Here is a 24,026-nt window from a genome sequence, read left to right on the forward strand (position 1 = left end):
ACGAGAGGTGAACGACACAGGCGCGCGAGACAGGGAGGCGGGTTGCCATGAGCAGCGGCAGCGAGGCACGCGAACGGTCTCGAGAGGGCGCCGCGCAGCACGGCGAGTCCCGCTCCGAGCGGATCAACCGCGAGCTCATGGAGCTGCTCAACGAGCTGCGCGTGGCGCTGCCCGGGGTGCAGTTCCTCTTCGCCTTCCTCCTGGTCGTGCCGTTCCAGCAGCGGGTCACGCAGACGACGGACTTCCAGAAGGACGTGTACTTCGTGACCCTCGTGGCCGCCGTGATCGCCACCGGCCTGCTGATCGCGCCCGCCGCCCAGCACCGCATCCTGTTCCGGCAGCACGACAAGGAGAAGCTGCTGCACCGGAGCAGCCGCTCCGCGCTGGCCGGCCTGATCGTGCTGGGGATCGCCCTCTGCTCGGCGGTCCTGCTCGTCGTCGACATGCTGTTCAGCCCCATGCAGGCCTGGATCACCGCGATCGCCGTCGCCGTCCTGCTGGGGTGGTGGTGGTTCGCCACCCCGCTGTGGAAGCGGGCGCAGGGCACGACCGACGAGCTCCCCGAGGAGGACGACGAGCGTTAGGGCGTGTCAGACGGATCGCTACCGAGGCTGGAGATCCGTCAGACATGCCCTGGGTAGGCAGCCCTAACCTGACGGCGTGACGTCGACGGCCGCCCGCGCCCCCGCGCCGCCGTCGAGCGTTCCCGCACCCGCCCGGCCCCGCCCCTGGTGGGTGCTCGAGCTGCTGCCCCCGCTCCTGGTGCTGGTCCTCGGCGGCCTGCTGCTGCGCCCCGGGCACGGGCTGTGGTTCGACGAGTTGTTCACCGCCGAGGTGGCGCGGCTGCCGCTGTCCGACATCCTCGCCGCCGTCGCCTCGGGCGAGGGGACGACGAGCTACCTGGCCGGCGTCCCGCCGTCGTACAACGCCCCCTACTACGTGGTGGCGCACCTGTGGGTGTCCGTCCCGGGCCTGGGCGGCGACACGGCACTGCGGGTGTTCTCGCTGCTCGCGACCGCGGGTGGCCTGGCGCTGATCACCCGCGCCGTCACGCGGCTGACCGGCCGGGCGACCGGTGTGCTCGCCGGCACCGTGCTCGCCGCCTCCCCGCTCGTGCTCGAGCAGGCCGTGGAGGCCCGCAGCTACGGCCTCGCCGTCCTGGCCACCGGCGGGGCCGCGCTCGGCCTGGCCCGCTGGCTGGCCGGCGCCCCGCGCGGGCTGCTGCTGTTCGGGCTGGCCGGCGCCGGGATGGGGCTGGCGCACTGGTACGCGGTCACGGTGCTCGCCGCGTTCGTGGTCGCCGGCCTGGTGCTGCGCGGCCGTCGGGCCCTGCCGCTGCTCGCCGTCGGCGTCCTCGCCGCCCTGCCGACGGCGGCGCTCGTCGGGGTCAACCTGCTCAACGGCACCGGCGCCCGCAACGCCGAGCACCTGCACGACACCGGCGGGCGGCTCGCCGACCTGGCGCTGACGGCGTGGGCCGGGAACGCGCGGCCGCTGCTCTTCCTCACCGTCGGACTGGGGGTCGTCGGGGCGCTGCGCGCGACCGGCGTGCGGGTGGTCGCGGCCGCGTGGGCCGTCGTCCCGCTGCTGCTGCTCACCCTCGCCGAGCTGGTGCGCCCGGTGTACCTGCCGCGCTACCTGCTGGCCGGCCTGCTGGGTGTGGGGGTGCTGGCCGCGGCCGGCGCCTGGGCCCTCCCCCGCGCCGCCCGGCTGCCGGTCGGCGCGCTGCTGGTCGCCTGCTCGCTGCTGGCGTGCGCACCGCTGTTCGACCGCGAGGCGCGCGAGCGCTCCGACGACGTCGTCCGCTTCCTGGCCGGCAGCCGGCAGGCCCGGGAACCGATCGTAGCCGCCGACCAGCGCTCGGCGCTGGGGCTGGACCACTACACGCGGCTGCTGGCTCCGGAGCTGCGGCCCGACCTGATCCTGCCGCCGGACGACGCCCCCGCCGGCGCCGACCGGGTGTGGGTGGTGCGCCGGCTGATCGACGGCGCACCCGAGCCGACCGACGACGACGCGATCCTGCTCGCCGCCGGCCTGCGGCTGACCGCGGAACGCGAGTTCCCGGGCTCGAAGACCGACCTCGTCGTCCAGCTCTGGACGCGGTGAGGAGGAGCGTCGTGAACCGCGTGCTCAGTCGATTGCTCGCCGGCCTCGGCGGGCTGTGGGGGCTGGCGCTGCTCGTGCGGCCCGAGCGGGTCGTCGCGGCGCTGTGCCCGGAGTTCCCGCGGTCGAAGCTGTGGGTGGCCCGCGTGCTCGGCGCCCGCCAGGTCGTGGAGTCGGCGGTGGTCCTCGCCGTCCCGGCCCGGGGCCCGGTCCGCGCGGCGACCGCCGTCGAGGCGCTGCACGCGGCGAGCATGGTGCCGCTGCTCGGCTCGCCCCGGTACCGCCGGGCGGCGGCGGTCAGCGGCGGGTGGGCGGCGGTCTACGCGGCGGCGGCCGCGGCGGTCGCCCCGCCCTACAGGCAGTAGGGGCAGTCCTCCTGCCGCAGCGCCACGCAGCGCACACACGTCAGCAGCGCCTCCGGGTCGGCGCTCTTGGGCACCAGGGCGTCGGCGCCCGCGGCCGCGGCCCGGGGCCGGGCGCCGTCGCCGTCGGCGGTCAGCACGACCACCCGCGGCTCCGGGGCGAGGGCGCGGAGGGCCTGGGTGGCGGCCAGGCCGTCCATCACCGGCATGTTGAGGTCCATGACGACGACGTCCGGGCGCAGGCGGGCGGCGGCGGCCACGACCTCCGAGCCGTCCTCGCACGCGCCGACGACCGTGAGACCGGCCTCCTGGGAGAGCAGCTCGGCGAGCATCTCCCGCACGAGCGCGTGGTCGTCGACCACGAGCACGCGGATGTCGACGGCATGCAGCTGCTCGGGGGCGTTGGTGCGTCCGCTCACTCGCCGCCTCCCTGGACCAGGACGTCCGACCGCCCCCGCGGACTCGGGGGGTACCCGGGGATCGACCACGCAACCCCTCTTGTCATCGTCCTCCACGTTCAGCCCCTCCGCCGCGTGCGCAGCGCCCACCGCAGCGAACGCGCCGACTGGACGAGCCGGCCGCGGGTGGACCATGCGGAGTCGCCCTCGGCGCGCGGGGCGCGCACCACCGGCACGCTGGCGACCGGCAGCCCCGACCGGCCGACCGCGAGCACCACGCTCGGCGCCTGCGCGGCGACGACGGCGTCCCGGGCGCTCGCGCGCATCGCCAGGAAGGCCCCGGCGTCCGGCGGCAGGCCGGTGAGCCGGGCTGCCACCCGCCGGTGCAGCACCCCGGTGACCCGCCGCAGCAGCGGCTCGTACGCGCCGCGGCGGCCGGCGAAGACCGCCTCGACGTCCCCGCCCGCCAGCCGGTCGAGCAGCAGCGGGACCGCCTCGGGCGGGTCCTGCAGGTCGGCGTCCATGCACACCCAGACGTCGGCGTCCTCCGCACCGGCCAGGCCGGTGGTGAGCGCGGCGTGCTGGCCCACGTTGACCGTCAGGCCCGTGACGGCGACCCGCTCGTCGGCGGCGGCCAGGTCGTGCGCCACCCGGATGCTGTCGTCGGGCGAGGCGTCGATGACCAGCTGCAGGCGCCAGTCGTAGGCGGCCAGCGCGGCGGCCAGCCGCTCGCGCAGCGGGCGCAGCGTGCGCGCGTTGCCGTACACCGGGACGACGACGCACACCCGCGGCGCGGTCCCGGGCCTCACGCCGCCGACCACGTCCGGGCCAGGCCCTCGGCGAGGTCCACCCTCGGCGCCCAGCCGAGCAGGCGCCGGGCCGCGGTCGGATCGCACACCCAGTCCGCGGCGTCCCACTCCCGTCCCGGGTGCGCGCCCGGCGCCGTGGCGATGGGCTGGCCGGTCACCCGCTCGGCCAGGGCCACCAGCTCCTCCGTGCTCGTCTGCACGCCGGTGCCGACGTTGAGCACGCAGCCGGGCGGCAGGTCGGCGGCGGTCCCGGCGCGCACGCAGGCGTCGACGACGTCGCCGACCCACACCCAGTCGCGGCGGCTCACGTGCGCGGGCAGCGGCACGGGGCAGCCGGTGCGGGCCGCGGCCAGCACGACCGGCACCAGCCGCGTGGGGTGGTCGCCGGGGCCGTAGACCTGGAAGGCCCGCAGGACGACCGCGCGCAGGCCGCGCTCGGCGGCCGCGGCCTGCAGCAGCAGCGAGCCGGCGGCCTTGCTCGCCCCGAAGAAGCCGCGCGGGCGCACCGGCGCGGACTCGTCGAGCGGACCGCTCCCGGCGGCGTACTCGGTCGACGAGCCGAGCCGCACGACGGCGCGGCAGCGGTCGGGCAGCGCGTCGACCAGCCAGGGGCTGGTGTTGACCGCCACCGTGGCCGCGCGCTCGGCCGGAGTCGCCTTGGCCCGCGCGGCGGCCAGGGAGAAGACGACGTCGGGATCGGCGGCGCGCAGGGCGGCCGCGCCGGCCCGCGGGTCGGTCAGGTCGACGTCGGCGCGGGTGAGGCCGACGACGTCCCAGCCGTCGCGCCGCAGCCGGTCGACCAGGTGCCGCCCGACGAACCCGCCGGCGCCGGTGACGAGCGCCCTCACGCCGGGGTGGCCACCGGCGCCGCGGCCTCCCGGCCGGCGACGGCCGACACGAAGCGGGCGCGGTGCTCGGCGGCCTGCGCCGGATCGGCCGCCCGCAGCCGCGCCAGGGAGTCGCGCAGCCGCGGCACCTCGACGAACGGGTCCCGGCCGGCCATGTCGGCGGTGAACGAGCGGCGCAGGAAGGTGAAGTCGGTGCCGATCCGGACCAGCTCGGCGGCCAGCAGCACGCCCGGCACCGGGAAGCCGCCCCCGGGCAGGGTGAGGCCGGCGACCCCGAACGGCTGGGTCACCTCCGCCCGGACGGCGTCGACCGTGCCGTCGACCAGCGGGTCGAACAGCGAGTCCGACCGGCGGTCGATGCGCAGGTCGTTGAGCCCGACGTAGATGCGCGACAGCGGGCGGCCGGCCAGCGCGGCCGCCCGGTCGACGGCGTCCTGCGTCTCGATGAGGATGCCGAGCCCGCAGCGGCCGGCCACCAGGTCGAGGGTGCGGTCGACCTCCTCTGGGGTCCGCACCATCGGGAGCAGGATCTCGTCGGCCCCGCGCGCGAGCGCGTCCTCGACCTCGCCGGCGGTCCACGGGCCGTGGCCGTTGATCCGGCACAGCAGCCGGCCGTCAAAGGCGGCTCGCATGCGGCTGAGATCGGCCGGGGTGTCGGTGCTGATCTGGGTGTCCTCACCGGCCTGCCGGCGCGCCTTGCCGCGCCGTTCCCAGTCGACGACGACCCCGGCCGCTCCGGCCGCGACCACGTCGGCGCCCCACTGCGGGTCGACCGTGAAGAGGAGGAGGTCCACGGCGGTTAGCTTAGGCATCCCTAACTCGAACGCACAGCTCGAGTGCGTCGGGGTCAGAGCTGGCCGGCCACCAGGGGACGCGGGTCCTCCGCCGGCCGGGCGCCGGCCGGGAACGGCAGCGCGGGGCCGACGACCGAGATCGACACGTCCTGGCCCTCCACCGGCAGCCGCGTGCCCTCCAGTCGCGCGCTGACGGTCAGGCCCCCCGGCAGCTCCAGCCACACCCGGGCGTCGTGCCCGTAGAAGTCGACGCTGCGCACGCGCGCGGCCGGCAGCCCTCCCCCGGGTTCGCCCAGCCGCAGCTGCTCGGGGCGCAGCAGCACCCGCGCGGGGCCCTCCGCCGCCCCCGCGACCTCGAGCTCGCCGAGCACGCACCGGGCCCGGCCGTCGCGCACCTCCGCGTCCAGGACGACGGCCTCGCCGACGAACGTGGCGACGTCGAGGTCGCGGGGGCTGCGGTAGAGGGTGCGCGGATCGGTGAGCTGCACCAGCCGCCCGCCGCGCAGGACGGCGACCTGGTCGGCCATCGACAGCGCCTCGGCCTGGTCGTGGGTGACCAGGACGGCGGTGGCGCCCGCCGCGCGCAGCGCCGTCGCCACCGCCTGCCGGGTCTCCTCGCGCAGCGACGCGTCCAGGGACGAGAACGGCTCGTCGAGCAGCACCAGCGAGGGCCGCGGGGCGAGCGCCCGGGCGAGGGCCACCCGCTGCTGCTGGCCGCCGGAGAGCTGGTGCGGGTGCCGCCCGGCCAGGCCGTCGTCCAGGCCGACGAGGGTGAGCAGTGCGCGCACCCGCTCGGCGTCGCGGCGCTCGCGGCGGGGCAGGCCGAAGGTGACGTTGCCGGCCACCGACAGGTGCGGGAACAGGCCGCCCTCCTGGGGCACGAAGCCGATCCCGCGCCGGCGGGCGGGCACGCTGCGCCCGGTGCCGACGACGACGGTCTCGCCCACCGCGATCGAGCCGGAGTCGGGGTCGTCGAACCCGGCGATCAGCCGCAGCAGCGTCGTCTTCCCGCACCCGGACGGGCCGAGCAGGGCGGTGAAGCCGCCCGACGGCACGTGCAGGTCCACGCCGGTGAGCACCGGCGTGGCGCCGAAGGACTTCGTCACGTCCTGGACGGTCAGGGAGCTCATGTCGTCAGACCTCGTCGGGCATCGCGGGACAGCAGGACGGTAGCCGGTGCGGAGAGCAGCACCATGATCACGGCGTAGGGCGCGGCCGCCCCGTACTCGAGGGCGCTGCTGGCCGACCAGAAGGCCGTGGCCAGCGTCGTCGTCCCGGTGGGCGCCAGCAGCAGGGTCGCGGTCAGCTCGGTGACGACGGCGAGGAACACCAGCGCCGCGCCCGCGCCGATGCCCGGCGCCAGCAGCGGCAGGGTCACCCGCCGCAGCCGGTCGGCCGGCGAGGAGCCGAGGGAGGCGGCGACGTCGTCGTAGAGCCGCGGCGACTGCTCCACCGCCGCCCGCACGGTCACGATCGCCCGCGGCAGGAAGAGGATCGCGTAGGCGGCCAGCAGGACCGGCACGGTCTGGTACAGCCACGGCGTCGCCCGGATGCTGATGGTCACCAGGGCCAGCGCGATCACGATCCCGGGGACGGCGCTGCCGAGGTAGGTGCTGCGCTCGAGGAGGGTGGCCACCCGCCCGCGCTCCCGCACGGCCAGCCAGCCGGTGGGCAGCGCCAGCGCGGTCGTGACCGCCGCCGCGGCCGCGGCCAGCGCCAGCGTGCTGCCGGTGGTGGTGACCAGCTTGTCGACGTCGAAGGCGGTGGAGCTGCCCCGCACCAGCCAGGCGACCAGGGCGCCCAGCGGCACGGCCAGGGCGAGGCCGACCAGCGCGCCGAGGCCGGCGAGCGCGGGGCCGGTGAGCCCCCGCAGCGCGACCGGGCGGGGCGGCCGGGCGGCGCCGCGGCCGCTGCGGGCGTAGCCGCGCCGGCCGCGCAGCCGCAGCTCGGCCAGCAGCAGGAACAGGCAGAGCAGCACCAGGACGCCGGCCAGCATCGTCGCGGCGGGGCCGTTGAACGTGGCGCGGTACTGGTCGTAGATCGCCGTCGTGAAGGTCGGGTAGCGCAGCATCGCGAAGGCGCCGAACTCGGCCAGCAGGTGCAGCGCGACCAGCAGGCTCCCGCCGAGCACGGCCACCCGCAGCTGCGGCAGCTGGACCCGCCGGAACACCGCCCAGCTGGACAGGCCCAGCCCGCGGGCGGTCTCCTCCAGCGCCGGGTCCAGGCCGCGGAAGGCGGCGACGGCGGGCAGGTAGACGAACGGGAAGTAGGACAGCGTCACGACCAGCAGGGCGCCGCCGTAGCCGTCCAGGCCGGGCAGCAGGGAGATCCACGCGTAGCCGTTGACGAACGCCGGGACGGCGAGCGGCGCGACCAGCAGCACGTGCCACACCCGGCGCCCCGGCAGCGACGACCGCTCCACCAGCCAGGCGGCGCCCACGCCCAGCAGCCCGCACAGGGCCACCGTGCCGGCGACGAGCCGGGCGGTGTTCCACAGCAGCTCGGCGACCCGCGGCCGGAACACCAGCTCCCGCACGCCGCTCCAGCCGACGTCGGCGGTGTAGTAGGCGATGTAGCCCAGCGGCAGCAGCGCCAGGACGGCGACCGCGGCGGCCAGGAGCAGGGTCAGCGGATGCCGCCGCAGCGCCCCACCGGGCCGCCTCCGGGCAGCCGCGACCGGGACCGCGGGCGCCGGGGTGCGCCCGGGTCCTTCGGGGAGCCCGGTCGCGGTGGTCAGAGCAGGCCCACCTCCTGCATGAGCTCGGTGACCTGCGGCGCGTTGAGCGAGCCGGGGTCGATCTCGGGGGCCTGCAGCTCGGCCAGCGGGGGCAGCACCTCGGCCGACGCGACGTCGACGCCCACCGCGTACTCCAGCGCGTCGCTGTCGGCCAGCCGCTCCTGCGCCGCCTTGCTGGTGAGGTACTCGACCAGCCGCTGGGCGTCCTCCGGCTGGTCGGAGGACTTCAGCACGCCCGCGCCGGACACGCTGACGAAGGCGCCCGGGTCCTGGTTGCGGAAGTAGTGCAGGACGACGTCGTCGCCGACGAGGCCGTGCTCGGCCTGGTCGCGGTACCAGTAGTAGTGGTACATCACGCCGACGTCGATCTCGCCCTCGTCGACGGCCTTCATGACGGCGGTGTTGCTGGCGTAGATCTCGGCGTTGCGCTGCAGGCCCTCGAGCCAGGCGCGGGTGGCGTCCTCGCCGCGCAGCTCCAGCACCGCGCTGACGATCGCCTGGAAGTCCGCGCCGCCCGACGCGATGCCGACCCGGCCCCGCCACTCGGGGTTCGCGAGGTCGAGGAGCGAGGCCGGCAGCTCGTCCTCCGTGACCGCCTTCGGCTGGAAGCCCAGGACCGTGGCGCGGGCGGCGAACCCGGTCCAGGTACCGGACGCCGGCCGGTACTGCGCGCCGACCTGGTCCAGCGTCGCCTGGTCGAGCGGGGCGAGCAGGCCCGCCTGGTCGACCACGTCGATCGACGGGCTGTTCTCGGTCAGAAAGACGTCGGCCGGCGAGGCGTCGCCCTCCTGCACGATCTGGTTGGCCAGCTCGGCGTCGTTGCCCTCGCGGTACTCGACCTCGATGCCGGTGTCTGCGGTGAAGTCCTGGAGCATCGCGCTGACCAGGCTCTCGTGCTGGGCGCTGTAGACGGTGAGCGTGTCGGCGTCCGACCCGCCGGAGTCGCCGCAGGCCACGAGCGCGCCGGCGACGCCGAGGAGGGTCAGCGAGAAGGCGGTTGTCCGGCCGTGCCAGGTCACGTGCGGTCCTCCCGGGAACATAAGGCAAGGCACACCTAATCAGATGCGCCCGCACCTGCCGAGGGGGCGTCGTCCGGGCCGGGCAAGAATCCGGGCGTGACCGCCGATCCCCTGCTGCGCCAGGCCCGTTTCCCCGAGCTGACCGGGCGCGAGGTGTACGGCCTGTGCCGGCTGCGGGTCGACGTGTTCGTGGTCGAGCAGCAGTGCCCCTATCCCGAGCTCGACGGCCGGGATCTCGAGCCGGGCACGGTGCACCTGTGGTTCGAGGCCGACGGCGAGCCGGTGGCGACGATCCGGGTGCTGGAGGAGCCGGCGCGCCGGGCGATCGGCCGGGTGGCCACTGCCGTGGGCTGGCGCGGGCAGGGGCTGGCCGCGCGGTTGCTCGAGGCGGGCATCGCCCTGTGCGGCGACGGCGTCCCGATCGTCCTGGGTGCGCAGGCGCACCTGGAGGGCTGGTACGAGCGGTTCGGGTTCCGGCGCAGCGGGCCCGGCTACGTGGAGGACGGCATCCCGCACGTGCCGATGCGGCGCGGCTGACGGCGGCGCGGGTCCCCCGGCGGCCCGGCGCACCCCCGTGGCGCCGGGACACCACCCGTGGCCGCCGTGCCGACCATATCGGGCACGCGCCCGTTCCGCTTCGTCGGCATCGGCCGGCGATCCGGGGTGCGCGGCACGCCGCCGACCGCAGAAACTGCCCGTGAGGCCACTCGTACGGTGTGCGAATGACCTCGGACGACGCCGCGCTCCTCCGGACGGCGGCCGACCGGCTCACCGCGCTGGCCGGGCGCACGACCGCCGGCGACTGGCGGATCGGCGGGCTGCTGGCCAGCCGGCCGGAGGTGGTCGCGCACCGGCCGGACGGCGGCACCGAGCACGTGGCCGAGGCCCGCGCCGCCAGCGCCCGCTGGATCGCCGTCCTCTCCCCCGCCGTCGCCGGCCCGCTGGCCGGCTGGCTGCGCGCCGCGGCCGGGCAGGACCCTCCGGACGACGCCGCCGTCCGCCTGGCCCGCGTGCTGCTGGAGCGCCTCTAGGCGGAGGCCCCCGTGTAGTGCCGCAGCCCGTAACGCCACACCAGCCGGGTGACCGTGAACAGGACGGCGGTGAACGCGACCGTGCCGAGCAGCACCCAGCCGGGGATCCCCCGGGTCAGCGCCGAGGCGGGCACGGTGATCGCGAAGGCCAGCGGCAGCAGGAAGGTCAGCCCGAACCGCAGCCAGCCCGGGTAGATGCCCACCGGCCAGCGCCCGGCCTGGTAGAGGCCCTCGAACAGCTCGACCAGCATGTCGATCCGCACGATCCAGAACGCGGTCACGCTGAGCAGCAGCCACACGCAGTAGAGCGCGACGGCCCCGCACACCAGCGCGAGGGCGAACGCCAGGACGGCGGGCAGGCCGACCGGGCGGCCGAGCCGCACCAGGCCGACGACGACGAGCGCCACGCCGACCAGCACGTCGACGGCCTGCCAGCTGTCGAACTTCCGGACGCTGACGAGCAGCTGGCTGTCGGCCGGCTTGGTGAGCAGCCCGTCGAGGGTGCCCTCCTGCACATCGACCATCAGCTGCTGCATGTTCGGCTGGATCACCGAGCGGATCACCCCGCCCATGAGCACGAACACACCCATGACGACGACCAGCTCGTCGCCGCTCCAGCCGCGCAGCGAGTCGGTGTGCAGGAAGACCAGCGCCAGCACGGCCAGTGACGTCCCCACCGAGACCAGGGACTGCACCAGGCTGAGCACGAAGTTGACCCGGTACTGCAGCTCGTTCTGCACGCCGACCCGCAGGAAGGTGCCGAGGACGGAGCGGGCCATCAGTTGCCCACCGCCGAGAACCGGCGGATCCCGAACCGCCACACCGCGGCCACCAGCACGGTGCCGACGGCGATCCAGAGCCCCTGCACCGCGAGGCCGAGCAGCAGCTCGCGGGTGGTGAGGTCGCCGGCCAGCACCTCGATCGGGTAGCCGAACGTCGACGGGAACGGCGACACGGCGGCCACGTCCTCGGCCCAGGCGGGCAGCAGCGCGAGCGGCAGCAGCCGGCCGGAGAGCAGCAGCTCCGCGGTGAAGAACAGCTGGTAGAGCGCGCCGACCCGCGTCGTCCAGAAGGTGACCATCCCGAGCACCCACAGCAGCAGCGAGCGGATCAGGTAGGCGCCCCAGATCGCCGCGAAGAAGACGACGCCCTCCAGCACCGAGACGTCGAAGGTGGGCCGGAACAGCAGCGTCAGCACCGCGGCGATCGGCAGCCAGAGCACGATCACGACGACCTTCCAGCCGGCGAAGTAGGCCAGGTCGTAGTGGATCGGGTGCACGGGGCGGACCAGCGCCCCCGACAGCTCGCCGCGCTGGATGCGCTCCTCCCACCCGTAGGGCGTGAAGACGATGTTCATGTTCCGGACCAGCGTCCAGACGATGTAGTACGCGGCGAACGACCCGGCCGTGATGCCCTCGACCGCGCCGCCCTGCGCCCGGGCCACCGTCTGCCACACCACGAGGTAGACGACCGGCTCGGCGACCATGCCGATCATGTAGAGGTAGTTCGCCGTCCGGTACTGGAACTGGGCCTGCACCGCGGTCGCGGCCACCACCCGGTAGAAGCCGAGCAGGCCTGTCACGCCGGCTCCCGAGAGGCGGCGAAGACCTGCTCGATGACATCCTCGACCGGCGGCTCCTCGATGGTGAGCCCACTGATCCCGGCGCCGGCCAGCAGCGCCGCGGCGACCTCGGAGCTGCGCTCGGTGGGCACCCGCAGCACCACCCGCCCCTCGTCGTCCGGCGGCTGCACCACCTCCCCATAGCCGGAGAGGTCGAGGGCCGGGTCGGGCAGGGTCACGGTGATCGTGCGGTGCGGCGAGAACCGGGTCGCGAGCTCCCGCAGGCCGCCGTCGTAGAGGACGACGCCGCCGTCGATGACGATCACCCGCCGGCACAGCGCCTGGACGTCGGCCATGTAGTGGCTGGTGAGCAGCACCGACGCGCCGTGCCGGCGGTTGTACTCGGCGAGGAACGCCCGGATCCGCTTCTGCGCCGTGACGTCGAGGCCGATGGTCGGCTCGTCGAGGAAGAGCACCCGCGGCCGGTGCAGCAGCGCCGCCGCGATCTCTGCCTTCATCCGCTCGCCGAGGGAGAGGTTGCGGACCGGCTTCTTGATCAGGTCGCCGAGCTCGAGCAGCTCGACCAGCTCGTCGCGGGTGCGGCGGAAGTCGGCGTCGGCGAGCCGGTAGATGGCGCGGTTCATCTCGAAGGAGTCCGCCGCGGGGATGTCCCACTGCAGCTGGTTGCGGTTGCCCATGACCAGGGTGATCTGCCGCAGGTAGTCCCTCTCCCGCCGCGACGGCGTGTGCCCGAGGACGACGGCCTCGCCGGAGGTCGGGTAGAGCAGCCCGGAGAGCATCTTCAGCGTCGTCGTCTTGCCGGCGCCGTTGGGCCCGAGGAACCCGACGACCTCGCCGGGGGCGATGTCGAACGAGACGCCGGCGACGGCGTGCACGTCGCGGTAGGTCCGGCGGACCAGGCTCTTCAGCGACGCGCGCAGGCCCGCCTCGCGCTCGGGCACGCGGAAGGTCTTGCGCAGGTCGCGCACCCGGATGGCGGGTTCGTCGTGCTCCACCCCCGGAACCTAACCGGGCGCCCGGCAGGGGTCGTGCCGAATGACCGGAGGCGGCGGGCGTCGCCCGCCGCCTCCGGACGCTCACTCGGCGTTCAGGTGACGGCCGTCAGTCCTGTGCCGGAACGGCCCGGTGATGGCGAAGACGTAGCCGGGGTTGCCCGGGCTGCCGTCGCCCTGGACGTTGGCGAAGAGGATCTTCTTGTCGGGCGAGAAGTTGGGGCCGGTGAACTCGGCGTCGTTGACCTCGTTGCGCGCGAAGAGGAACGCCTCGCCGCGGTCGGTCGCGCCGAGCAGGTGCTGCGCGCCCTCGCCGTCCTCGGCGATGATCACGCCGCCGAACGGGGAGACGGTGATGTTGTCCGGGCCGTCGGGGTCGCCGTCCTGGTCGGTCGGGGTGTAGGCGAACCGGAGCGTGAGTGTGATGGTGTTCTTCTTCGGGTCGAGGAACCAGACCTGCCCGTCGTGCTCGGCGGCGCTGCCGTCGGAGGCGCGGGCGAACGACGAGACGAAGTACGCGCCGCCGTCGGCCCACCACATGCCCTCGAGCTTGCGGCTGCGGGTGATCGGCTTCGCGTAGGCCTGGGACCGGGTGGGGGTCGTGGTGGCGTCCCGGTCGGGCACGGTCACCCACTCCACCTGGTACGTGGTGCCGATCGCGGTCGCGACCGACAGATCGGGCACGTGGGTGCCGCGGTCGAGGGCACGCATCGCCTCCAGCGAGCCCTCGGCCGGGCCGAGGGTGCGCAGCGCGCGCTTGCGCAACCGCACGCCGCGGGGCGCGGTCCACCGGTAGAGCAGGCCGTTGGGGTTGCCGGCGTCCTCGGTGAGGTAGGCGCGGTTCTCCTGCGGGTCGATGACGACGGCCTCGTGGGCGTACCGGCCGAAGGCCTTGATCGGCTTCGGCTCCCGGTTGGCCGACTGGTCGTGGGGGTCGACCTCGAAGACGTAGCCGTGCCGCTGCTGGAGCCCGTTGGAGGCGGTCGGGACGGCCTCGGTCTCCTCGCAGGTGAGCCAGGTGCCCCACGGGGTCACGCCGCCCGCGCAGTTGTTGTGCGTGCCGGCGATGCTGACGTACTCCCGGATCCGCCGGCCGTCGCGGTCGACCTCCAGGGTGGTGCACCCGCCGCGCGCACCCGGGTCGTAGACCAGGCCCGGGATGGGCGGCACGGGGTTGGCCTCGTCGCCGCCGACCTCGTGGTTGTAGACGAGCACGGTGCCGCCGCCCGGGCGCGGGAAGCCGGCCGCGCCGTCGGGGTCCGCCGGGGTCAGGTGGCCGCTGTCGAGTTTCGTCACGCCGGCCTGGGCGACGACGGTGTAGCGGAAGCCCTCGGGCAGGGACAGGACGCCCTTCGGGTCGGGGACCAGCGGGCCGTAGCCGACGCTGCGCGGACCGCCGGGGCGTGCCGAGGCGGGCGTCGCACCGAAGAGGGTGTCGACGCTGCCGACCAGGACGATGCCCAGGCCGGTCGCCGCGCCGCGGGCGAGGAAGGAGCGGCGGGAGACCGCGGAGTCGGTCGGCGGCAGCTGTTCGGACGTGGTCATGGGGCGGGGTGCTCCTCAGGGTTCGGGGACGACGCCCTGACGCTCGCCGGGCGATCTGACGCGCAGGCGAACCCCGGTCGACGGCCCCGGGAACATCTCGACGCACATCGATAGATCCCTAACCGTTAGATATCTAAGATAGCCGGATGAGCCCCGCCGAGCTGCCCGTCGGACTTCTCGTGGGCCGCGTCGCCAAGACGCTGAGCAGGGCGTTCGACGACGCCCTCGCGGCCGTCGGGGGTTCCTCCGCCACCTGGCTGGTGCTTTCGTCACTGAAGAACGGCGAGCACCGCACCCAGGGCGAGCTGGCCGAGGCGATCGGCGTCCGGCAGCCGACCCTCACCCATCACCTCGACGGTCTGGTCCGCGCCGGGCTGGTGACCCGCGACCGGGACCCCGGCAACCGCCGGGTCCAGCAGGTGACGCTCACCGACGACGGCGAGGCGCTCTTCCTCCGGCTCCGCCGGGCCGCGGCCGCCTTCGAGGGGCGGCTCAAGGCCGGCCTGGAGGACGACGAGGTCGCCGAGCTGCGCCGCCTGCTCGCCCAGCTGGTGGAGAACTCCCAACCCGACTGACCCTCCCGTGCTTTATCGCGATAAAGCACGGGAGGCACGGCACCATGACCGCGTGACGCGCCTGCCCTTCGCCCACGACGCCCTGCTCGCCATGGAACCGGCCGAGGACGACCGAGCCCCGGGGGGCGCGATCACCGTGGCCCTCTGCGGGAGCTGGGAGCACCCGCCGCCCTGCCCGCTCGCCCCGCACCACACCGCCGCCTCCCGCTCCGGCGAGGAGGTGCGGCTGCGCATCCTGTTCGCCGCCGACCCGGACGACGAGCAGCGGGTGCGGGCCACCATCGCCGAGGCGCTCGAGCGCGGTGCCGGGGACCGGCCGGACGGCGGCCGGACGACGTGGCGGCTGGTCAGCGCCGCGGCGTCCGAGGTGCGGCCGGAGGAGCGGGAGCACGCCGAGCGGCTGACGCGGAACTGAGCGCGCCGCCGCAGGCCGCGGCGCGGTCCAGCAGCAGCGCCCGCTCCGGCTCGTTGCGGGTCAGCGCGGCGGCGCGCTCGAACTCGGCCCGCGCCTCGGCGAGCCGCCCCAGCTGCTCGAGCAGGTCGCCGCGCACGCTCGGCAGCAGGTGGTAGCCGCGCAGCGCCGCCACTCCGGTGAGCGCTTCGACCAGCTCCAGCCCGGCAGCCGGCCCGTACGCGCGGGACACCGCGACCGCCCGGTTGAGCTCGATCACCGGGGACGGCGTCAGCTCGGCCAGCGCCTCGTACAGCGCCGCGATCCGCACCCAGTCGGTCTCCCCGAACGTCCGGGCGCGGGCGTGGCAGGCCGCGATCGCCGCCTGCAGCGCGTATGGCCCGAGGCTGCCACCGGCGTCCTCCGCCCGCTCCAGCGCGGCGAGGCCGCGGCCGATGAGCACCCGGTCCCACCGCGTGCGGTCCTGGTCGCCGAGCAGCACCGGGGCGCCGTCCGGCCCGATCCGGGCCCGCAGCCGCGAGGCCTGCAGCTCGAGCAGCGCGACGAGCCCGTGCACCTCCGACTCCCCCGGCGTCAGCTCGGCCAGGATGCGGCCCAGCCGCAGCGCCTCCTGGCACAGCGTCGGGCGGATCCAGTCCTCGCCGGCGGTCGCCGCGTAGCCCTCGTTGAAGACGAGGTAGATCACCTCGAGCACCGAGGCGAGCCGGGCTGTGAAGTCCGCGCCCGCGGGCACCTCGAAGGGCACCCGCGCGGCGGTGAGCGTGCGCTTTGCCCGGACGATCCGCTGCGCCAGCGTCGCCTCGGGCACGAGGAAGGCGCGGGCGATCTCGTCGGTGGTCAGGCCCCCGACCAGCCGCAGGGTGAGCGCCACGCGGGCGTCCCGGTTGAGCACCGGGTGGCAGGCGATGAACACCAGCCGCAGGACGTCGTCCTCGACGACCTCGTCGAGCGCGGCCGCCCAGTCCGGCTCGTCGGCCTCCTGCAGGTCCCGGCCCAGCTCGGCGGTCTTGCGCCGCAGCGTCTCGGCGCGGCGGAAGGTGTCGATCGCCCGGTGCTTGGCGGTGGCCATCAACCAGGCGCCGGGCCGGTCGGGGACGCCGTCGGCCGGCCACTGCTCGAGCGCGGCCACGAGCGCGTCCTGGGCCAGTTCCTCGGCGAGGCCGACGTCGCCGGTGACGCGGGTCAGCGCACCGACCAGCTTCGCCGACTCCATGCGCCAGACGGCGTCGACGACGCGGTGGACGTCCACCGTCGCCGCCGACGCCGTCGGAACGGGCTCGCTCACGCCCCCTGCTGCGCGGCGGACTGCGCCCGCAGCCGGTCCTCCTGCTCCCGCAGCTCGGGGGTGAACGAGTCGCCGAAGTCCTCGGCCTCGGCGACCTTGCGGATCTCGACCTCGCCGTCGCGGAACGGCGCCTTCTTCACCCACTCGATCACCTCTTCGCGCGAGGAGACCTGCAGGATCCAGAAGCCGGCGACGAGCTCCTTGGTCTCGGCGAACGGGCCGTCGATCACCGTCGACCGGCCGTCCTTGTCGAACCGGACCCGCGTCCCCTTGGAGCTGGGCAGCAGCCCCTCGCCGGCGAGCAGCACGCCGGCCTTGACCAGCTCCTCGTTGTAGGCGCCCATCTCGGCGAACTCCTGCTCGGTCGGCAGGACGCCGTTCTCGGTCTGCTCGTTCGCCTTGACGATCACCATGTAACGCATCGGATGAGCTCCTTCGCCGGGGAACGGAGGCCGGTCGGGCGACCGGCGCGAGGTCCGTTCTGCTGACACGTCGAACGCACCGACACGGGATCGACAGCGCGGCCGAACTTTTTTCTACCGGGTGGGCGCAGGCCGCGGAATGCAGATCGGCGGCGCCGCGGCCGTAGCGTGACGGGGTGGCCGAGCAGCCCCCTCCCCCGGCGTACCTCGTCGACGCCGCGGACAAGGCCCTGCAGCTCGTGCTGCTCCTGCAGTCCACCGAGGCGGTCAGCGTCAGCGAGGCCGCCGCGCACCTGGGCGTGGCCCGCTCCACCGCACACCGGCTGCTCGCGACGCTGCGGCACCGGGAGTTCGCCGTCCAGTCCGGTGACCGCCGCTACCGCGCCGGCCCCGCGCTGCGCCGCGGCGTGCAGCGCACCCGCACCACCCCGGCGCTGGTGGAGCTGGCCGTGCCCGTCCTGCGCCGGCTGCGCGACGAGATCGACGAGACGGTGCACCTGGTCGTGCTCGACGGCCGCGACGCGGTGTTCCTGCACAGCGAGGAGAGCCGCCAGCCGCTGCGGATCGGCTCGCGCGCCGGCGCGCGGCTGGCGGCGACGTCGGCCTCCGGCGGCAAGGTCCTGCTGGCCGCGCTCGACCCGGCCGAGGTCGACGCCCGCTACCGCGGGGAACTCGACGCGACCGCCCTGACCGCGCTGCACGAGCAGCTCGCCGCCGTCCGCAAGGCCGGCTTCGGCGTCAACGACGGCGACACCGAGGCCGGCATCAGCGCGGTCGGGGTCGCCGTCCGGGACGACGCCGGCGTGCCGTTCGCCGCCGTCACGGTGTCCGTGCCGGCCATGCGGCTGACCCGGCGCCGGATCCCGGAGCTCACCGCGGCGCTGCACCGCTGCGCCACGGAGCTGACCACGCTGGCCGGCTGAGGCGGGGACTTTCGGCGCGGAAAGTCCCTACCGGGCCGGGCCGTAGAGCCAGTCGACCCAGCGGGTGTGGTCGGTCGGAAGCGTCCGCAGCAGCTCGTTGCGCAGCAGCCGGGCCACCCCGTCGACGTGCCAGATCTCGCCCCAGGTGCGGGCGGTCGACTGCACGCGGGCGGTGCGGTCGCGGCGGAGGTCGGCGTAGCGGGCCAGCGCCGCCGGGACGTCGCCCTCGCCCTGCAGGGCGGTGGCCAGCGCGACGCCGTCCTCGATCGACTGGCAGGCACCCTGCGCGAGGTACTGCAGCATCGGGTGCGCCGCGTCGCCGAGCAGCGCGAGGCGGCCGTCGACCCACTGCCGGATCGGCTCGCGGTCGTACATCTGCCAGCGGCGGTCGCGCCAGAGCAGCGGCAGCGCGTCCTGCACGGCGGCGCAGGTGCCGGCGAAGACCTCGTCGAGCTCCTCCGGACCGCCCCAGTCGGGATCGGCGGGGTCGGCCAGGTGCCCGGGTGAGCGGAAGACGGCGACGGTGTTGGCCATCTCGCCGGCCCGCAGCGCGTACTGCACGCAGTGCAGGTGCGGGCCGATGAAGACGGTCACATCGCCGGGGTCGACGTGCGTGGCGGCCTGCGCGAACGGCACCGTGCCGCGGTAGGCGACATAGCCCGAGGACACCGGCTGGTCGTCGGAGAGCCGCGTGCGCAGCGCCGAGCGCAGCCCGTCGGCGCCGACCACCGCGGCACAGCTGTGCACCGAGCCGTCGGCGCAGTGCACCTCGGCGCGGTCGCCGTCCTGTTCGACGTCGACGGTGCTGCGGCCGGTCTCCAGCGCCACCCCGGCCGCCGCGCACGCCCCCACGAGGACGTCGAGCAGGTCCGAGCGGTGGACGACGACGTACGGGCCGCCGTAGCGGGCGCGGAACTGCTCGCCCAGCCCCAGCGAGGTGAGCTCCGAACCGTCGACCGCGTCGCGGAGCACCAGCCGCTTCGGCAGCACGCCGCGGGCGACGATCTCGTCGAGCACGCCGAGCCGGCGCAGCTCCCGGGTTGCGTTCGGGGCCAGCTGCAGCCCCGCGCCGACCTCGGCGAACTCGGCGGAGCGCTCCAGCACCCGCACCGAGCGGCCCGAGCGGGCCAGGGCCAGCGCGGCGGTCAGCCCGCCGATGCCGCCGCCGACCACGACCACGTCGGCGGCGGTCTCCGGCGCCCGCACCGCGGCCGGGGCGCTCACAGCCACGCCGCCAGGGTGGGCAGCGGACCGTCGGCGGTGAGGTCCTCACCCGTGCCGCGGCCGGTCACCCAGGCGGTGACCGCGGGCAGCGGGCCCGCGACGGCGAGGGAGCCGGTGCCCCACTCGCGGTCGCCGGCGAACAGGACGACGTCGGGCACCTGGTCGCGGCGGTCCCACATGCGGAACACGTCGTCGACCAGCGCGGCCTGCACGTCGTCGGGAACGTCGGCGAAGGTGACCCCGGCGTCGAGGTCGACGGCGTGCACCCACACCTCGCGGCAGCGCATCCACGGCACCTCCGCCGCCGGGACCGCGCGGCCCTGGTTGGTGCGCACCTCGGCCTGCCAGGCCTCGTCGGGCATCTGCCCGACCGCCACGGCGAGCCGCTCGGTGGCGGCCAGCACCTCCCCGCGCAGCGCGTCGGCGGGCAGCTGCGCGGTCTCGGCGATCCCGGCCTCCCGCGCCTCCTGGGAGGGGTACATCGGCGTCTCGACGCCGGTGCGGGCCCAGGTCAGCAGGTTGACCAGCGCGTCGGCGTTGCGGGCGACGTGGGCGAGCAGGGTCTGCCGGGTCCAGCCGGGCAGCAGCGACGGCCGGTCGAACTCGTCGTCGACGAGCCGGCCGAGGGCGGTGGCGAGGTGCCGCTCGCCGTCCGCCCACCAGGGCAGGGTCTCGGGTGTCACGACTTCTCCTCCAGGGTGCGGGGACGCCGCCGACGCTAGCCCGTCGGTTCGCGAGACGGCGACATGCGGATGCAGACGTTCTGTCAGACGGAACGGAATGGGCGGTGCCCGTGGTCGGTGGCGTACCCCGCCAGGACGTCGTCCAGGGAGCCGCCGATGCGCAGGAACTGCTCGTCGATCAGCCGGGCGAGGTCGTCGAGCGCCGTGGCGAGCAGCCGCCCGGCGAACCGGACGTCGGCCCGGGGCGAGCCGGCCGCCGCGCGCGCCAGCCGGGCCGCCGTCCCGATGTTGGCGGCCAGGGACTCGGCCTCCTCGCCGTCCCGGAAGTAGTAGGTCTCGGCGTACTGCCTGAGGTCGACACGCGCCTGCACGAGCTCACCGGTGAGGCTCTCCAGCAGCGGTGCGGTCATCGCGATGTCCTCCTCGGCCAGGACCCGGACGGCGTCGGCCCGCCCCAGCAGCGACAGCCGGACGGCGAGCGACCGGCGGCGGGTCAGCGCGGGGTAGACCTGCAGCACCCACGTGACGGCCGCGGTGATCAGCGCGAACCCGAGCAGCGCCTCCACCGGGACGGCGATCCGCAGCCACTCCTCGGTCGGCACGATGTCGCCGAACCCGAGCGTCGCCACGGTCACCATCGACACGTACAGCGCGTCGAGCAGCCCGCCCCGGCCTCGGCTGACCAGGTCGCTGCCGAGGACGAAGCCCCCGCTCAGGTGCGGCCAGTAGACCAGCGTCCAGCCCAGCGCGATCAGCGCCACCCAGCCGATGACGACCAGGCCCATCGACAGCGGCCCGGCCAGGACGCTGACCCGGTGGCGTCCGCGCCGGGGTCGGCCGGCCCGCCACACGGCGGCCATCACCCGCCGGCTGAAGCCGCTGCGCCCGCTCGGGTGCCACAGGGTGTGGAAGATGTCCCGCAGCGCCAGCAGGACGACGACGGCCCCGGCCGCGGTGACGAGCCAGCCGGCCAGCGGGTGCACGGCCGCGAGCCTGCCAGCTCAGCCGGACGTCAGCCGCCGGCCGATCCGCTCCAGCAGCTCCGCCGCGTCGGCCATCGCCCGGTCGCGGTCGCCGCCGGCCTCCTCGACCAGGGTGTGCACCGCGCCGATGCCGACCTCGCGCAGCCGCTCCGGGGACACGGTGCAGTCGCCGCAGACCGCGACCACCGGGACGCCGGGCGGGGTGCGGCGGGCGACCCCGACCGGCGCCTTGCCGGCCAGGCTCTGCTCGTCCAGCTTCCCCTCCCCCACGACGACCAGCGCAGCGCCGGCGAGGGCGCGGTCGGCGCCGACCGCGTCGAGGACGACGTCGATGCCCGGCCGCATCCGCGCCCCCAGGACGGCGAGCGCGGCGAACCCGGTGCCGCCGGCCGCGCCGGCGCCGGGCTGCTCGGCCAGGTCGCGGCCGGTCGCGGCGGCCACCCGTTCGGCCCAGCGGGTCAGCCCGGCCTCGAGGACGGCGACGTCCTCCGGGGTCGCGCCCTTCTGCGGGCCGAAGACCGCGGCCGCGCCGTTCGGGCCCAGCAGCGGGTTGTCGACGTCGCTGGCCAGCGTGAGCTGGGTGTCCGCGAGTCGCGGGTCCAGGCCCGACAGGTCGAGCTCGGCGAGGTCGCGCAGCGCTGCGCCGCCCGGCGGCAGCGGCCGGCCGTCCGCGTCGCGCAGCCGCGCCCCGAGCGCCTCCAGCAGCCCCGCGCCGCCGTCGGTGGTGGCGCTGCCGCCGACGCCGAGGACGACCGACCGGCAGCCGAGGTCGAGCGCGGCGCGGATCAGCTCCCCGGTCCCGCGGGTGGTGGCGGTGAGCGGCTGCCGCTCGGCGAGCAGGTGCAGGCCGGAGGCCTCGGCCAGCTCCACCACCGCGGACTCCCGCGAGACGGCGAGGACCGCGTCGACCGGCTCCCCCGCCGGGCCGCTGACCTGACGGTGGATCGCGCCCATGCCCGCGCTGACGGCGGCGCCCACCGTGCCCTCCCCGCCGTCGGCGACCGGGAGCGCGGCCGCGTCCGCCCCGGCGGCCTGCAGCCCCCGGACCAGCGCCGCGCAGGCCTCCACGGCCGTCAGCGAGCCGCGGAACTTGTCGAGCGCGACGACGACGGTGCTCAGCGGCCGGCCCTCCGGACGTACGGGATCGTCTGCGGGCCCTCCGGGAGCACGCACACGCGCGCTCCCCGGCCCACGTCGCGGACCTCCGCCGCGACGGCCTCGGAGATGTCGGCGGTCTGCGCCAGGTGGGCCTCCGCGAGCTCGTCGTCCGACAGATGCGACGTGTGCATGATGACCCGATTGCGCGCCTGGATGCGAGCCTGGATCTGCACCTGCCACTGGTCGGGCACGGTGACCTCCCGCGCGGAGATCACGTCGAGCAGCTCCTGCGGGGAGGCGGCCGAGGTGAGCACCTCCCGGTAGGAGCCGTGGTCGGGGAAGCCGTCGACGCACTCCGCGGCGCAGACGATCAGCCCGCCGGGCTTCACGACCTGGGAGGCGGCGGACATGCCCTTCACCGACTGGTACAGGTTCTGGTCCAGCGGATAGCCCGAGCCGGTCGTCACGACCACGTCGAACGGCGCGTCCACCGGCGCCATGGCGACGCCGCGTGCCGCCGCCACGGCCGCGGCGTGCATCGGCAGCAGGTCGCCGCCGAACGCGGCGATGACCTCCTGCTCGCGGTTGAGGATGACGTCGAAGGCGTACGTGGCCCCGGTGCCGGCGGCGACCGCGCGGACGTCGTCGTGCACCGGGTTGCCCTCGGTGATCCCCCAGGTGGCCCGCGGGTCGCCGATCCGCTTCGCGTCGTGCAGGACCAGGACCGTGTCCAGCGCGGCCAGTCCCGGGGCGATCATCTTGGGGCCGCCGGAGAAGCCGGCGAAGAAGTGCGGCTCGACGAAGCCGGTGGTCAGCCGCACGTCGGCGTCGACCCAGAGCTCGTTGAGCCACACCGGGACGCCGTCGCCGAACGTGCCCACGAAGCGGTGGGTGTCGCGGGCGCGGGCGTCGTGGTTGACGATGCGCACGCTGTCGACGACGGCGTCGCCGAACATCGCCCGCAGCTCGGCCTCGGTGTTGGCGCGGTGGGTGCCGGTCGCCACCAGGATCACGACGTCGTCGAGGTCGACGACGCCGTCGAGCTCCTCGAGCAGCGCGGGGATCATCAGGTGCCGCGGCTGTGCCCGGGTGATGTCGCACGCCGAGATCGCGACCGTCTGCCCGGGCCGCACCCGCTCGCGCAGGGGCGGCCCGGACACCGGCTCGCGCAGCGCGCGCCGCAGCTCGGCCCCGACGTCCGGCGCCGCGGCGGTGTGCACCGGGGTGATCACCGCCGCGTCGTCCGGGACGTCGACGGTCAGCCCGGTCCGGCCGTAGGCCAGCGTCACCGAGGTCACGGGAGCAGTGTCACTCCCGGACGGCGACGGTCATCGAGCCGATGCCGCCGATGGTCATCTCCAGCTTCTCGCCGGCCGCGATCGGGCCGACCCCGGGCGGGGCGCCGGTGAAGATCACGTCGCCGGGGTTGAGCGTCATGATCGTGGAGGCGTACGCCACGATCTGCGGGACCGGCGTGAGCAGGTCGCGGGTGTTGACCGACTGCCGCACCTCTCCCCCGCTGGTCAGCAGGATGCCGAGGTCCCCGCCGTCGCCGATCTCGTCGCGGGTGACCAGCCACGGGCCCAGCGGGCTGAAGCTGTCGTAGCTCTTGCGGCGGGAGCGGTCGGCGGCCGAGCGGACGGTGATGTCCAGTCCCGCGGTGAAGCCCAGGACGGCGTCCATCGCCGCCTCGAGCGGGATGTCCTTGCCGCCGCGGCCGATGACGATCACCAGCTCCGACTCGTGGTGCACCTCGTGGCCGGCGGCGACGACGTCCGGCGGCAGCACGACGTCCGAGCCGGGGCCGACGATGGACGACGGCGCCTTGAGGAAGACGTCGAAGTTCATCATCCAGTGCTCGACCTTGCCGAGCGTCCGCTCCTGGACGCCGTGCATCTCGGCGACGTGGTCGCCGTAGTTGCTGGCGGCGGCGATGACCTTGGTGGGAGCCAGCGCCGGGGCGCGCAGCTCCACCTCGGCCACCGGCCGGGGCGTGCCCTGGGCCGCCGCGGCGGCGAGCGCCGGCGCGAGCCCGGCGTAGTCCCGGCACAGCGCCCGCCACCAGCCGGCGGTCAGCGCGTCGGGATCGTGCGGCCACGGCAGCGCGTCGGTGACGTCGACGACGGTGTCGCCGTCGGGCGAGGTGGTGACGACGCCGAGGCGGTTGTCGTCGAAGAGGGCCAGCTTCACGTGTTCGGTGC

Annotated in this window: 27 protein-coding genes; 8 read left to right on the forward strand and 19 right to left on the reverse strand. The window is 75.3% G+C overall.

Translation table 11 applies throughout. From position 1 onward, the window contains the following. Positions 1–47 precede the first annotated feature (47 nt). From AB3388_RS19030 to AB3388_RS19040, 3 genes are all read left to right on the forward strand, one after another. A complete protein-coding gene (locus AB3388_RS19030; protein WP_495406882.1) occupies positions 48–584 on the forward strand; it encodes a DUF6328 family protein in 537 nt (178 codons plus the stop codon). A 76-nt stretch (positions 585–660) separates the two neighbouring features. Then, on the forward strand, positions 661–2,106 hold the full coding sequence (locus AB3388_RS19035; RefSeq protein WP_495406883.1) for a hypothetical protein: 1,446 nt from the start codon (positions 661–663) through the stop codon (positions 2,104–2,106). Positions 2,107–2,117: 11 nt separating this feature from the next. Then, a complete protein-coding gene (locus tag AB3388_RS19040; RefSeq protein WP_495406884.1) occupies positions 2,118–2,468 on the forward strand; it encodes a hypothetical protein in 351 nt (116 codons plus the stop codon). On the opposite strand, the gene AB3388_RS19045 is transcribed toward AB3388_RS19040, so the two are convergent. From AB3388_RS19045 to AB3388_RS19075, 7 genes are all read right to left on the reverse strand, one after another. Further along, the gene (locus AB3388_RS19045) at positions 2,456–2,884 is read right to left on the reverse strand and encodes a response regulator (RefSeq protein ID WP_495406885.1); all 429 of its coding nucleotides are present in this window, start codon (positions 2,882–2,884) and stop codon (positions 2,456–2,458) included. The genes AB3388_RS19040 and AB3388_RS19045 overlap by 13 nt on opposite strands. A 98-nt stretch (positions 2,885–2,982) precedes the next feature. Further along, positions 2,983–3,672, reverse strand: a complete 690-nt coding sequence (locus tag AB3388_RS19050; RefSeq protein ID WP_495406886.1) for a glycosyltransferase — start codon at positions 3,670–3,672, stop codon at positions 2,983–2,985. After that, positions 3,669–4,520 carry an NAD-dependent epimerase/dehydratase family protein gene (locus tag AB3388_RS19055; protein WP_495406887.1) on the reverse strand — a complete coding sequence of 284 codons (852 nt, stop codon included), beginning with the start codon at positions 4,518–4,520 and terminating at the stop codon, positions 3,669–3,671. Before AB3388_RS19055 ends, AB3388_RS19050 begins: the two co-directional genes overlap by 4 nt. Further along, positions 4,517–5,314, reverse strand: a complete 798-nt coding sequence (locus tag AB3388_RS19060; protein WP_495406888.1) for an aldolase/citrate lyase family protein — start codon at positions 5,312–5,314, stop codon at positions 4,517–4,519. Before AB3388_RS19060 ends, AB3388_RS19055 begins: the two co-directional genes overlap by 4 nt. 53 nt (positions 5,315–5,367) lie before the next feature. Beyond that, positions 5,368–6,444, reverse strand: a complete 1,077-nt coding sequence (locus AB3388_RS19065) for an ABC transporter ATP-binding protein (protein WP_495406889.1) — start codon at positions 6,442–6,444, stop codon at positions 5,368–5,370. Further along, entirely contained in the window at positions 6,441–7,850 is a 1,410-nt protein-coding gene (locus tag AB3388_RS19070) for an ABC transporter permease (RefSeq protein WP_495406890.1), read from the reverse strand. The genes AB3388_RS19065 and AB3388_RS19070 overlap by 4 nt, the downstream gene beginning before the upstream one ends. A 197-nt stretch (positions 7,851–8,047) precedes the next feature. Next, positions 8,048–9,070 carry an iron ABC transporter substrate-binding protein gene (locus AB3388_RS19075; protein WP_495406891.1) on the reverse strand — a complete coding sequence of 341 codons (1,023 nt, stop codon included), beginning with the start codon at positions 9,068–9,070 and terminating at the stop codon, positions 8,048–8,050. 96 nt (positions 9,071–9,166) lie between these two features. On the opposite strand from AB3388_RS19075, the gene AB3388_RS19080 reads away from it, so the two are divergent. Beyond that, the gene (locus AB3388_RS19080) at positions 9,167–9,607 is read left to right on the forward strand and encodes a GNAT family N-acetyltransferase (protein ID WP_495406892.1); all 441 of its coding nucleotides are present in this window, start codon (positions 9,167–9,169) and stop codon (positions 9,605–9,607) included. 185 nt (positions 9,608–9,792) lie between these two features. Continuing rightward, positions 9,793–10,101: a hypothetical protein gene (locus AB3388_RS19085; protein WP_495406893.1), complete on the forward strand. Its 309-nt coding sequence runs from the start codon at positions 9,793–9,795 to the stop codon at positions 10,099–10,101. Here AB3388_RS19085 and AB3388_RS19090 read toward each other — a convergent pair. The 4 genes from AB3388_RS19090 to AB3388_RS19105 all read right to left on the reverse strand — a co-directional run bounded on the left by AB3388_RS19090 (position 10,098) and on the right by AB3388_RS19105 (position 14,220). Then, entirely contained in the window at positions 10,098–10,880 is a 783-nt protein-coding gene (locus AB3388_RS19090; RefSeq protein ID WP_495406894.1) for an ABC transporter permease, read from the reverse strand. The genes AB3388_RS19085 and AB3388_RS19090 overlap by 4 nt on opposite strands. Then, positions 10,880–11,683 (reverse strand): ABC transporter permease, encoded by an 804-nt coding sequence (locus AB3388_RS19095; protein ID WP_495406895.1) that lies wholly within the window; start codon positions 11,681–11,683, stop codon positions 10,880–10,882. Before AB3388_RS19095 ends, AB3388_RS19090 begins: the two co-directional genes overlap by 1 nt. Then, positions 11,680–12,678 (reverse strand): ABC transporter ATP-binding protein, encoded by a 999-nt coding sequence (locus AB3388_RS19100; RefSeq protein WP_495406896.1) that lies wholly within the window; start codon positions 12,676–12,678, stop codon positions 11,680–11,682. The genes AB3388_RS19095 and AB3388_RS19100 overlap by 4 nt, the downstream gene beginning before the upstream one ends. 81 nt (positions 12,679–12,759) lie before the next feature. Beyond that, entirely contained in the window at positions 12,760–14,220 is a 1,461-nt protein-coding gene (locus AB3388_RS19105; RefSeq protein WP_495406897.1) for an alkaline phosphatase PhoX, read from the reverse strand. A 146-nt stretch (positions 14,221–14,366) separates the two neighbouring features. Between AB3388_RS19105 and AB3388_RS19110 the strand changes: the two genes are divergently transcribed. Both AB3388_RS19110 and AB3388_RS19115 read left to right on the forward strand, forming a co-directional pair. Then, positions 14,367–14,795 carry a MarR family winged helix-turn-helix transcriptional regulator gene (locus AB3388_RS19110; RefSeq protein WP_495406898.1) on the forward strand — a complete coding sequence of 143 codons (429 nt, stop codon included), beginning with the start codon at positions 14,367–14,369 and terminating at the stop codon, positions 14,793–14,795. Positions 14,796–14,847: 52 nt separating this feature from the next. Then, complete coding sequence (locus AB3388_RS19115) at positions 14,848–15,210, forward strand: hypothetical protein (RefSeq protein WP_495406899.1); 363 nt, start codon at positions 14,848–14,850, stop codon at positions 15,208–15,210. Here the strand turns inward: AB3388_RS19115 and AB3388_RS19120 are convergent. Further along, the gene (locus AB3388_RS19120; RefSeq protein WP_495406900.1) at positions 15,143–16,492 is read right to left on the reverse strand and encodes an RNA polymerase sigma factor; all 1,350 of its coding nucleotides are present in this window, start codon (positions 16,490–16,492) and stop codon (positions 15,143–15,145) included. The two genes, AB3388_RS19115 and AB3388_RS19120, sit on opposite strands and share 68 nt — an antisense overlap. Continuing rightward, positions 16,489–16,914: a YciI family protein gene (locus tag AB3388_RS19125; protein WP_495406901.1), complete on the reverse strand. Its 426-nt coding sequence runs from the start codon at positions 16,912–16,914 to the stop codon at positions 16,489–16,491. Before AB3388_RS19125 ends, AB3388_RS19120 begins: the two co-directional genes overlap by 4 nt. A 176-nt stretch (positions 16,915–17,090) precedes the next feature. On the opposite strand from AB3388_RS19125, the gene AB3388_RS19130 reads away from it, so the two are divergent. Then, complete coding sequence (locus tag AB3388_RS19130) at positions 17,091–17,837, forward strand: IclR family transcriptional regulator (RefSeq protein WP_495406902.1); 747 nt, start codon at positions 17,091–17,093, stop codon at positions 17,835–17,837. Between the two features lie 27 nt (positions 17,838–17,864). Here AB3388_RS19130 and AB3388_RS19135 read toward each other — a convergent pair whose 3' ends face one another. From AB3388_RS19135 to AB3388_RS19160, 6 genes are all read right to left on the reverse strand, one after another. Then, entirely contained in the window at positions 17,865–19,067 is a 1,203-nt protein-coding gene (locus tag AB3388_RS19135; protein ID WP_495406903.1) for an FAD-dependent oxidoreductase, read from the reverse strand. Further along, entirely contained in the window at positions 19,058–19,744 is a 687-nt protein-coding gene (locus AB3388_RS19140; RefSeq protein ID WP_495406904.1) for a maleylpyruvate isomerase family mycothiol-dependent enzyme, read from the reverse strand. The genes AB3388_RS19135 and AB3388_RS19140 overlap by 10 nt, the downstream gene beginning before the upstream one ends. An 83-nt stretch (positions 19,745–19,827) precedes the next feature. After that, the gene (locus AB3388_RS19145) at positions 19,828–20,727 is read right to left on the reverse strand and encodes a potassium channel family protein (protein ID WP_495406905.1); all 900 of its coding nucleotides are present in this window, start codon (positions 20,725–20,727) and stop codon (positions 19,828–19,830) included. 18 nt (positions 20,728–20,745) lie between these two features. Beyond that, entirely contained in the window at positions 20,746–21,900 is a 1,155-nt protein-coding gene (locus AB3388_RS19150) for a glycerate kinase (RefSeq protein ID WP_495406906.1), read from the reverse strand. Then, positions 21,843–23,123 carry a nickel-dependent lactate racemase gene (larA, locus tag AB3388_RS19155; protein ID WP_495406907.1) on the reverse strand — a complete coding sequence of 427 codons (1,281 nt, stop codon included), beginning with the start codon at positions 23,121–23,123 and terminating at the stop codon, positions 21,843–21,845. The genes AB3388_RS19150 and larA overlap by 58 nt, the downstream gene beginning before the upstream one ends. Positions 23,124–23,133: 10 nt before the next feature. After that, a complete protein-coding gene (locus tag AB3388_RS19160; RefSeq protein WP_495406908.1) occupies positions 23,134–24,015 on the reverse strand; it encodes a fumarylacetoacetate hydrolase family protein in 882 nt (293 codons plus the stop codon). Positions 24,016–24,026 lie beyond the last annotated feature (11 nt).

It is taken from the genome of Geodermatophilus sp. SMS 5-13, assembly GCF_059428245.1.

Coding starts and splice junctions, on each gene's coding strand:
- AB3388_RS19030 (WP_495406882.1), top strand. CDS start 48: ATGAGCAGCGGCAGCGAGGCACGCGAACGGTCTCGAGAGGGCGCCGCG.
- AB3388_RS19065 (WP_495406889.1), bottom strand. CDS start 6,444: ATGAGCTCCCTGACCGTCCAGGACGTGACGAAGTCCTTCGGCGCCACG.
- AB3388_RS19085 (WP_495406893.1), top strand. CDS start 9,793: ATGACCTCGGACGACGCCGCGCTCCTCCGGACGGCGGCCGACCGGCTC.
- AB3388_RS19090 (WP_495406894.1), bottom strand. CDS start 10,880: ATGGCCCGCTCCGTCCTCGGCACCTTCCTGCGGGTCGGCGTGCAGAAC.
- AB3388_RS19105 (WP_495406897.1), bottom strand. CDS start 14,220: ATGACCACGTCCGAACAGCTGCCGCCGACCGACTCCGCGGTCTCCCGC.
- AB3388_RS19110 (WP_495406898.1), top strand. CDS start 14,367: ATGAGCCCCGCCGAGCTGCCCGTCGGACTTCTCGTGGGCCGCGTCGCC.
- AB3388_RS19125 (WP_495406901.1), bottom strand. CDS start 16,914: ATGCGTTACATGGTGATCGTCAAGGCGAACGAGCAGACCGAGAACGGC.